Genomic DNA, 9,248 nt, shown 5'->3' with positions numbered 1-9,248 from the left:
CGACACAGGCGCAATGGGCGACATCTCAACCCTCGCCGACCCTTCCGTCGTCGAAGAGCTCATTGCGAATTCAGTCTACCAAAAATCTGCCTAGTTTTTACGCAGATATGGTATAGAAAAATGGAACCCTCACGACATCATGGGGGTGACAACAAGCCCCGGCCCCGAAAACGGGGCCGATTGGGAAGGGAAGCGCACCGGCACGAACCGGGCGCGATTTGGATGGTCCCGCGCTTCGAAGCAACAGATTCGACACGGGATCGGGGACATAAGGGAGGACCGCAATGACGGACAACTCACAATCAAATGCCTACTGGGCTGCGAACAAACGGATCATCGGCATCAGCCTCGTGATCTGGTTCATTTGCTCCTTCGGATTCGGCATTCTTCTTCGCCCGATGCTTTCAGGCATCAAAATCGGCGGCACAGACCTCGGTTTCTGGTTTGCCCAGCAGGGATCGATCCTGGTGTTCCTGGTTCTGATCTTTACCTACGCCTGGCGCATGAACCGACTCGACCGTGAACACGGCGTCGAAGAATAAGGAGCACACAGAATGGACCAGTTTACCCTCAACCTGCTGGTAGTTGGCGCGACCTTTGCGCTCTACATCGGCATCGCGATCTGGGCCCGTGCGGGTTCCACATCAGAATTCTACGCCGCAGGCCGCGGCGTCCACCCTGTTCTCAACGGGATGGCAACAGGCGCTGACTGGATGTCGGCGGCTTCCTTTATCTCGATGGCCGGTATCATCTCCTTTGGCGGCTACGACACCTCCGCCTACCTGATGGGCTGGACCGGCGGCTATGTGCTACTCGCCATGCTGCTCGCGCCCTATCTGCGTAAATTCGGCAAATTCACGGTTCCCGAGTTCATCGGCGACCGTTTCTACAGCCAAACGGCACGAACCGTGGCCGTTATCTGCCTCATCGTTGCATCGCTCACCTACGTGATCGGTCAGATGACCGGGGTTGGCGTTGCATTCTCGCGCTTCCTCGAAGTTGAAAACACAACCGGCCTGTTCATCGGCGCGGCGATCGTTTTCTTCTACGCCGTTCTGGGCGGCATGAAGGGCATCACCTACACGCAGGTTGCCCAGTATGTCGTTTTGATCATCGCCTACACCATTCCGGCGATCTTCATTTCGCTTCAGATCACAGGCAACCCGATCCCGGCTCTTGGCCTGTTCTCGGATGTCAAAGAAACCGGTGAACCTCTCCTGACCACGCTGAACGGCCTGATCACGGATCTTGGTTTCTCCGAATACACCAAACAGTCCGACACAACGCTGAACATGTTCCTGTTCACCGTGTCCCTGATGATCGGTACCGCGGGTCTGCCGCACGTTATCGTGCGCTTCTTCACGGTGCCAAAAGTGGCTGACGCGCGTTCTTCCGCGGGTTGGGCTCTTGTGTTCATCGCACTGCTTTACCTCACAGCACCTGCTGTTGCGGCAATGGCACGCCTGAACCTGGTCAACACGTTCTACCCGAACGGGACCGCCGCAGAAGCGGTGTCGCTCGAGTCGATCGAGAACGACGAACGCCTCAACTGGGTGCGCAACTGGGAGCAAACCGGACTGCTCGCGTTTGACGACAAAAACGGCAACGGCTTGATCGAATACAACGCCTCTGCCGAAAACGAACTGACGGTGAACCGCGACATCATCACCCTTGCCAACCCCGAGATCGCCAACCTTCCAGGTTGGGTCATCGCGCTCGTGGCTGCTGGTGGTCTTGCTGCAGCGCTCTCCACCGCGGCGGGTCTTTTGATGGCTATCTCGTCGGCTGTCTCCCATGACCTTATCAAGGCGCAGATCAACCCGGCCATCTCCGAGAAAGGCGAACTCCTGTCCGCCCGTATCGCGATGGGTGTGGCAATTGCAATCGCCACCTACCTCGGCCTCAACCCTCCGGGCTTTGCCGCTCAAACCGTGGCGCTTGCCTTCGGTCTGGCAGCTGCATCGATCTTCCCGGCTCTGATGATGGGCATCTTCTCCAAGCGCATCAACAACAAGGGCGCCGTTGCAGGCATGCTCGCAGGTCTGATCGTAACCATCGTCTACATCTTCCTGCACAAGGGTTGGTTCTTTGTCGCCTCGACAGCTTCCTTCTCGGACGCTGATCCGCTGCTGCTGTCGATCAAATCGACATCCTTCGGCGCTATCGGTGCGATGATCAACTTTGCGGTTGCCTATGTCGTCTCCAACGCGACCGAAGAGCCGCCGGTAGAGATCCAGGCATTGGTCGAAGACATCCGCGTGCCACGTGGTGCCGGAACTGCAGTCGATCACTAAGAACAGGGTTCGGGCTGGCCTCTGTGTCGGCCCGACGCCATAGTGAGGCGCGGCGGATTTTTACCGCCGCGCCTTTTCCATTCGACGCGTAGGAATTAGCAGATGAAGAATGCCGACAAGATCATCGCCTTCCTTCAAACCTCCCACCCCTATGACGTTCTCGCAACCGCTGAGCTGGACACGTTGGCGCGGGCCTTCTCGCGTAAAACCTATGCCGCGGGCGAGACTATCTATGCGCATGGGGACATGCTCGACGGGCTCTACCTGATCAAAGACGGCAGCGTTGAAATCACCGATGTGAACGGCGCGCAGGTATCGCTCCTGCAGAAATCCAACCATTTCGGGGAACGCGGATTGTTGCGCGATGGCTTTGCCGCGACGACGGCCCGTGCGGTCGACGCGGTGACGGTTCTGGTTCTGCCTTTGCACGATTTTCGCGCCGAGATCGATCGCAACCCCGCCTTTGCGCGCTACTTCAATCGCGGACAGGCGCGTCCCCAATCTGCCACGGGTCTCATGACGCAACGGGTCTCTGACCTGATGGCGCGCGCGCCGATTACCTGCACACCACACACCACGATTGCCGACTGCGCGCGCATTATGCGCGACCGCAAGGTCTCCTCCGTCGCCGTGCTCGAAGGTGACGAGCTTGTCGGGTTGGTGACTGTGCGCGACATGACCAGCAAAGTGCTCGCGGAGGCGCGTGACATTTCGGGTCCGGTGTCGGGCATCATGACCAAAGCGCCGATTAGCGTGGAGTCCGCCGCGCTCGGCACCGACGTCATCCACATCTTGCTTGAAAACCAAATCGGCCACCTCCCCGTCGTCGATGGGGGCGCACTGGTCGGCATGGTGACCCAATCGGACATCACCCGCTATTTCGGGTCATCGCAAACGCAGATGATCTTTGATCTGAGCACAGCTGAATCCGTGGCCGACCTCGCCGCTGTGACGGCGCGTCTGCCGGAATTTCTCATGCAACTCGTCGGGGCGCATCTCGCCCATGATGTGGTGACGCGTAAGGTGACCGACGTCGCCGATATCGTGACGCGCCGCCTGATCGCCTTGGCCGAGCGTGAATTCGGCCCCGCCCCCGTTCCCTTTCTGTGGGCCGCTTGCGGCAGTCAGGGCCGGCGCGAACAGACCGGCGTTTCCGATCAGGACAACTGCCTGATCTTTGACAACGCTGCGACGGCTGACGACATGGTGTATTTTCGCAAACTCGCACGCTTTGTCTGCGATGGCCTCGACACCTGTGGCTACGTCTATTGCCCCGGCGAAATGATGGCGATGACCGAGCGGTGGTGCCAACCTCTGTCGGTTTGGGAAAGCTATTTCGAGGGCTGGATCCGCGCGCCCGACAATCAGGCGCAGATGTTGGCCTCTGTCATGTACGACCTGCGCCCCATCGCGGGCGACGAGCGCCTGTTCCGCCCACTACAAGCCGCCGCTTTAGACGCCGCATCCAAAAATTCGATCTTCGTGGCCCATATGATTGCGAACTCCCTCAAACACACGCCGCCTCTGGGATTGCTGCGCGGGTTTGCCACAATCCGCTCGGGTGAACACCGCAATACGATCGATATGAAACACAATGGCGTCGTGCCGATTGTCGACCTCGGGCGGGTTTACGCTCTGCAGGGCAAACTCGATGTTGCCAACACCCGTGCGCGCATCGATGCGGCCATTGAGGCCGGTGTGGTGTCCCAAACCGGCGGGCGTGATCTTTTGGCCGCCTATGACATGATCGCCGCTGCGCGCCTCGAACATCAGGCAGCACAGGTGCGTAGTGGCGAAAAGCCGGACAATTACCTCACGCCATCTTCACTACCCGCCTTTGAGCGGTCCCACCTGCGCGACGCATTCGTCATCGTGCGCACCATGCAATCCTCGCTCAGCTCATCTGCTGCGCGCACCTAGGACGGTCATATGCTCGTTGAATTTCTAGCCACCATTTCGCTGGGCGCCGGCGCCGCCGGCATCGTCATGTTGCTGCGCCATCTGTTGCGGATCGATCTGCCCAAATGGGCGATGCCTGCGGCGGCGGGTGTGGCGATGCTCGCCTTCACGATCTGGAGCGAAATGACGTGGTTTGATCGCACGACTGCCGCGCTTGGCCCCGACAAAATCGTGGCCCAAACCGTCGAAGGCAAAACGATCCTGCGCCCATGGACGTTGATCTCCCAGCCCGTGAGCCGCTTCCTCGCGCTCGACAAAGGCAGCGCAGTGATCAGGGACGGGATGGTTCTGACAGACATTTACGCCGTTGCCCGCTGGCAGGATGGCGCCATCGTGCCCGCCGCCTTTGATTGCCTGTTGGCGCGGCGCGCGGACCTGTTCGCGGGGCGTGAGGGCGATGTGGATGACGTGCTCGAAGGGGCCGATTGGATATCCGTGGGGCGCGACGATGCGCTGCTGCGCGTGGCCTGTGACGACATAAGATAGCGGGCAAAAACGGGCGCCGCACCACAAGAGAGGAGGAATGAGAATATGCAAGAATTGCCGCGCATCCTGCTCGTGGAGGACGAAGTGAACATCGCGCTCGCGATCGAGCATCTGCTCACGCGGGACGGCTATGATGTGACCCGGGTGAGCAATGGCAGTCAGGCATTGCCCAACATCCGCGCGCTCTCGCCTGCGCTCGTGGTGCTCGATGTCACCCTGCCGGAAATGTCGGGCTACGAGATCTGTCAAAGGCTGCGCCGTGATCCCACGCTGCCCGATACGCCCGTGTTGATGACCTCCGCGCGTGCCTCCGAGGCCGAGCGGCGCAAAGGCATGGCGATGGGCGCGAATGCATTTCTCACCAAACCCTTCGCAACCAAAGACCTGCGCGCCCTTGTGCGGCTCCTGCTCGGAGGCACGGCTGATGAAAATTGAAAACTGGTCCCTACGCCTTCGGGTTTTCTTGTTTTTCGCCTTTCTCGCGGCTGCCTCCATCGTCGCGATTTGCGCGGGGCTTTATGTCGGGTTCCAACGGCTCGACAGTGCGACCGCGCGGGACGGGTTCGTCTTTGCCGGTGCGCTGTCCAGTTTCGCAATCCTCGGGCTGACGGTCTGGATTTGGCTGATGTTTGACGAAAACGTCGCCAAGCCGATCCAGAACCTCGCGGGGGCCATGCTTGCGCGCGCCCATGCGGATGTGGATGAGCACCTCGACGAAGGCACGGCCAAATACCTCGGCGATCTGGCGCCTGCCGCACGTGCGGTCACCGAAAACCTCAGCGCGACACGCAACAAGCTGGCGGAAACGGTTGCTGCCGAGACGACGCGGCTGGTTGAAGAGAAGGCGCGACTGGCCGCGCTGGCCGCCGAAATGCCCCATGGTGTTGTGCTGCTTTCGGGTTCGCACAGGATCGCATTTTACAACGGGGCGGCGGCGGAAATCCTCGACACTGACCATGCGCCGGGTCTGGATCATCCGGTGTTTGACTTTCTGCGGCCTGGTCCGATCCTGTCAGCTTACAACAGGCTCTGTGCGGGTGAAGGCGGGGCGGGGCATGTCCTGCCACTGACAATTTCGACGGTGCAGGGAGGCACGACCTTGGCTGCGCGCATGCGCCTGATGCGCGCGCCGAGCGAGGCCGATGAAAACCCCGCCTATGTGCTGACGCTGGACGATGTGACGGCCGATCTGGAAACCCACGCGGAACGTGAGGCCCTGCTATCGCGCCTCTTTGCCCGCCTGCGCCCGTCCATCGCGGCGATCCAGACCCTGAACGATGCGCGCTCTGCGGTGCCGAAAGACGATATCGAACGGTCGCTCGAAAAAGAGATCAATACGCTTTTTGTCGAGGTCACGGGATTGGCCGATGCCTATGAAGTGGCCAAGGCCGATTGGTGGCCGATGGATCGCGTGCTCGCCTCCGATCTGTGTGAAGCTCTCAGCGCGCGGTTGCAAGGCTCGGGCATCGCGTTGACCGCCGATGTGATAGACCCGATGGAACTTACGCTCGACAGCATTCAGATCGTCGCCCTGCTCAACCACATCAGTGAGCGGTTGACGGGTGAGAATGCGCGCGGGTTGTCGTTTTTGATCTCGCGCGACGACGTCGGGGGGGCGATGCTCGCGCTCGGGTGGTCGGGTGAGCCATTGTCTGTCGACACGCTCGAAAGCTGGCTCGACGAACCTTTGGAGTCCGGTTTGGCCAATCTGACGGGGCGTGTCATTCTGGATGCGCATGGCACGGATATCTGGCCGGAGTTCGGGCGCGGATCGCGGGCGGTTCTCAAACTGCCGATCCGCGATGCCCACCGGATCAGGAAGTCTCCCACCAAACGCAAGGGCAGTGCGACCTACGACTTTGATCTGCTCAGCAAGACCCCGCCCGCCGCGCTGTTGGACACGCCGCTCACCGATCTGACCTATGTCGTGTTCGATACCGAAACCACGGGGCTGCTGCCGTCGCAAGGTGACGAGATTTGTCAGGTCGCGGCCCTGCGTGTCGTGAACGGTCGGGTGGTGGAAACCGAACGGCTCGACAAACTCGTCAACCCCGGCCGCCCGATTCCGGCGATGGCGACAGAGGTCCACCACATCACCGACGAGATGGTGCGCCACGCGCCGCGGATCGACGTGGTCGGGCGTGAACTGCACAGCTTTGCGCGCGGATCGGTCTTGGTCGCCCATAACGCACCTTTCGACCTCGAATTCCTGCGCCGCCACGAAGACGACATCGGTCGAAGCTTTTCCAATCCGGTGATTGATACCGTGCTGCTCTCGGCGATTGTTTTCGGGCAGAGCGCGGAACATACGCTCGATGCGATCAGCGTGCGGCTCGGCGTGACGATCCCGCCAGAGGCGCGTCACACCGCGATGGGGGACACGATTGCCACGGCGGATTGTTTCAACAAGATGCTGCGCATGGCGTCCGAAAGGGGCCTGCTTACCTTTGGTGATTTGCTCGCCGAAATGCGCAAACACAAACGCCTGTTGAAGGACGCGAACGCCGACCACATCGCCTAGGTCAGGGCGCGCACCCGTCCCACCGATCCGCGATGGTCGTAAAACGGGACGTGGTCGGGTGCGCCGGACGTCGCCTCTATCTCCGCCAAAACGATCCGCGTCACAAAGGGCAAATCAAACGCACGGGCCTCAAGGGGTGACAACCATTGCAAATGCGACAGCTCGTCCTCCGCGCGGGAGAAATCGTCGGGGTCTGTTTCGAGATGGGCCGCGTCCGCGAGGAAGAAACGCGCATCGAAGCGGCGCGGGCGACCAGGCGGGGTGACGGCGCGAAACACGAAACTAAGCGCGGCGGCGTCTCTCAGGACCAATCCCGTCTCCTCACGAAGTTCACGCAGCGCCGCGACTGCAAGCGCGCCTGCCACCGCCCGATCGGCATCGATGCACAAACGGCGCAGACACGCAGGCGCGAGCGTGCCGATGGGCGTGGCCTCGAAATCCGCCGCATCAACCGCACCGCCCGGAAAGACAAATTTGCCCGGCATAAATACCGCGCCATGCCCCCGTTGGCCCATCAACACGCGCCCGTCGTCGCGTTGGAGAACCACTGTGGCCGCGTCCCTGATCTGCATCGCTTTGTCCATGGGACCAGACTAGTCGTGTGTGCGGTCAGGAAAAAGCCGCCATGCGCAGGTGCGCCTTGAAAGTTGCCCATCGCGGGTTCAATTTGGGTGAGAGGCCCCGATGTGGGCTAAAACGACCGGCGAAGGAGCCACAGATGTCCGTTTTTTCCGTACCCGACATGAGCTGCAGCCACTGCGTGACCACGATTACCGAGGCTTTGGAAGCTGTGGATGATGCGATCGAGGTGACACCCGATCTCGAAAAGCGGTCGATTTTGATCAGAACGCAGGCGGGCGACGAAGCCGTTATGAAAGCCCTTCTGGACGCAGGCTACCCCGCGCAAAAACAGAGCTAATCACCCTCTGCGCGTGGATGGACGTTGCGTGGGAGCCCTTCGCGCGCCATAACTCGTCCCGCTTACAAGGACCGCGTCGATCGGAAGGGGCCGCATGAAAACCGAGTGGATCGCTGTGGATTGGGGCACGACTGCGCTGCGCGCTTGGGCCATGGTCGGGGGTGCCGTCGTTGACCTCCGCCACTCCGACCGTGGCATGGGCCGGTTGCAGCCGAGCGAATTCGAAGCCGCGCTCCTCGATCTGGTTTCCGACTGGCTCGGCGCAGAGGCGACGCCCGTGGTTGCCTGCGGTATGGTGGGGTCGCGGCAGGGGTGGGTCGAGGCGCCATATTCCCGTGTGCCCTGCAAACCGCTGACCACCACCGTCACAGCCCCCACCACCGACCCCCGTCTGCGCGTTGACGTGATTTCGGGACTGGCGCAGGACACGCCGCCCGATGTGATGCGCGGCGAAGAAACCCAGATCGCTGGTTTTTTGGCGCTGAACCCGTCGTTTGACGGTATCCTATGCCTGCCCGGCACCCACACCAAATGGGTTCACATGAGCGCGGGCGAGGTGGTGTCATTTCGCACCGTGATGAGCGGCGAAGTCTTTGCCGCGATTTCCACACAGACGGTTTTGCGCCATTCGCTCGACACGCAGGAAATGGACCGCGAGGCCTTTGATGCGGCGTTATCCGAAACCATGACAAGACCCGAAACCTTTGCGCGTGATCTCTTTGGCCTGCGCGCCGCGGACCTTCTGACCCAAGCGCCCCCGCAGGTCGCGCGGGCGCGGTTGTCGGGCGGGTTGATCGGGCTCGAACTCGCCGCGACCAAGCCCTACTGGCTCGGCCAACCGGTGGCCATCATCGGCGCACCGGCACTCAGCGCGCTCTATGAGCGCAGCCTGCGCGCGCAAGGCGTCATTTGTGAGCAGGCGGACGCTGATGAGGTGACCCGTGCGGGCCTTCATGCCGCCTACCTGCGCATCCAAGGCATAGCGTCGTGACCCTATCCCGCATCGCCAAATCGCGACACACACGAAACCACAGTACCCGCGTCGGCGGCACATAGCCCCGTCCCGACG

The 9,248-nt window shown here is 61.2% G+C and carries 9 protein-coding genes; 8 read left to right on the top strand and 1 reads right to left on the bottom strand.

Annotated features, from left to right (window positions below; translation table 11 throughout):
- Positions 1-284: 284 nt before the first annotated feature.
- From ABD815_RS05875 to ABD815_RS05850, 6 genes are all read left to right on the top strand, one after another.
- Positions 285-542, top strand: a complete 258-nt coding sequence (locus ABD815_RS05875; protein ID WP_344844857.1) for a DUF4212 domain-containing protein — start codon at positions 285-287, stop codon at positions 540-542.
- Positions 543-554: 12 nt separating this feature from the next.
- Positions 555-2,294, top strand: coding sequence for a sodium:solute symporter family protein (locus ABD815_RS05870; protein ID WP_344844854.1), 1,740 nt, complete (start codon positions 555-557; stop codon positions 2,292-2,294).
- A 102-nt stretch (positions 2,295-2,396) separates the two neighbouring features.
- Entirely contained in the window at positions 2,397-4,214 is a 1,818-nt protein-coding gene (locus ABD815_RS05865) for a putative nucleotidyltransferase substrate binding domain-containing protein (protein ID WP_344844851.1), read from the top strand.
- Positions 4,215-4,223: 9 nt separating this feature from the next.
- Positions 4,224-4,739 (top strand): hypothetical protein, encoded by a 516-nt coding sequence (locus tag ABD815_RS05860; RefSeq protein ID WP_344844849.1) that lies wholly within the window; start codon positions 4,224-4,226, stop codon positions 4,737-4,739.
- Positions 4,740-4,784: 45 nt separating this feature from the next.
- Positions 4,785-5,174, top strand: a complete 390-nt coding sequence (locus ABD815_RS05855) for a response regulator transcription factor (RefSeq protein ID WP_344844847.1) — start codon at positions 4,785-4,787, stop codon at positions 5,172-5,174.
- On the top strand, positions 5,164-7,260 hold the full coding sequence (locus ABD815_RS05850; protein WP_344844845.1) for a 3'-5' exonuclease: 2,097 nt from the start codon (positions 5,164-5,166) through the stop codon (positions 7,258-7,260). Before ABD815_RS05855 ends, ABD815_RS05850 begins: the two co-directional genes overlap by 11 nt.
- On the opposite strand, the gene ABD815_RS05845 is transcribed toward ABD815_RS05850, so the two are convergent.
- A complete protein-coding gene (locus ABD815_RS05845; RefSeq protein ID WP_344844842.1) occupies positions 7,257-7,832 on the bottom strand; it encodes an NUDIX hydrolase in 576 nt (191 codons plus the stop codon). The genes ABD815_RS05850 and ABD815_RS05845 overlap by 4 nt on opposite strands.
- Before the next feature lie 146 nt (positions 7,833-7,978).
- Here ABD815_RS05845 and ABD815_RS05840 point away from each other — a divergent pair, with 146 nt between their 5' ends.
- Both ABD815_RS05840 and ABD815_RS05835 read left to right on the top strand, forming a co-directional pair.
- Positions 7,979-8,179 (top strand): heavy-metal-associated domain-containing protein, encoded by a 201-nt coding sequence (locus ABD815_RS05840; RefSeq protein ID WP_344844839.1) that lies wholly within the window; start codon positions 7,979-7,981, stop codon positions 8,177-8,179.
- 94 nt (positions 8,180-8,273) lie between these two features.
- Positions 8,274-9,170: a 2-dehydro-3-deoxygalactonokinase gene (locus ABD815_RS05835; RefSeq protein WP_344844836.1), complete on the top strand. Its 897-nt coding sequence runs from the start codon at positions 8,274-8,276 to the stop codon at positions 9,168-9,170.
- The last annotated feature ends 78 nt before the right edge of the window (positions 9,171-9,248 follow it).

Source organism: Celeribacter arenosi (genome assembly GCF_039539485.1).
Lineage (GTDB): Bacteria > Pseudomonadota > Alphaproteobacteria > Rhodobacterales > Rhodobacteraceae > Celeribacter > Celeribacter arenosi.
This window is presented reverse-complemented; position numbering and strand designations above follow the sequence as displayed.

Coding starts and splice junctions, on each gene's coding strand:
- ABD815_RS05875 (WP_344844857.1), top strand. CDS start 285: ATGACGGACAACTCACAATCAAATGCCTACTGGGCTGCGAACAAACGG.
- ABD815_RS05870 (WP_344844854.1), top strand. CDS start 555: ATGGACCAGTTTACCCTCAACCTGCTGGTAGTTGGCGCGACCTTTGCG.
- ABD815_RS05865 (WP_344844851.1), top strand. CDS start 2,397: ATGAAGAATGCCGACAAGATCATCGCCTTCCTTCAAACCTCCCACCCC.
- ABD815_RS05860 (WP_344844849.1), top strand. CDS start 4,224: ATGCTCGTTGAATTTCTAGCCACCATTTCGCTGGGCGCCGGCGCCGCC.
- ABD815_RS05855 (WP_344844847.1), top strand. CDS start 4,785: ATGCAAGAATTGCCGCGCATCCTGCTCGTGGAGGACGAAGTGAACATC.
- ABD815_RS05850 (WP_344844845.1), top strand. CDS start 5,164: ATGAAAATTGAAAACTGGTCCCTACGCCTTCGGGTTTTCTTGTTTTTC.
- ABD815_RS05845 (WP_344844842.1), bottom strand. CDS start 7,832: ATGCAGATCAGGGACGCGGCCACAGTGGTTCTCCAACGCGACGACGGG.
- ABD815_RS05840 (WP_344844839.1), top strand. CDS start 7,979: ATGTCCGTTTTTTCCGTACCCGACATGAGCTGCAGCCACTGCGTGACC.
- ABD815_RS05835 (WP_344844836.1), top strand. CDS start 8,274: ATGAAAACCGAGTGGATCGCTGTGGATTGGGGCACGACTGCGCTGCGC.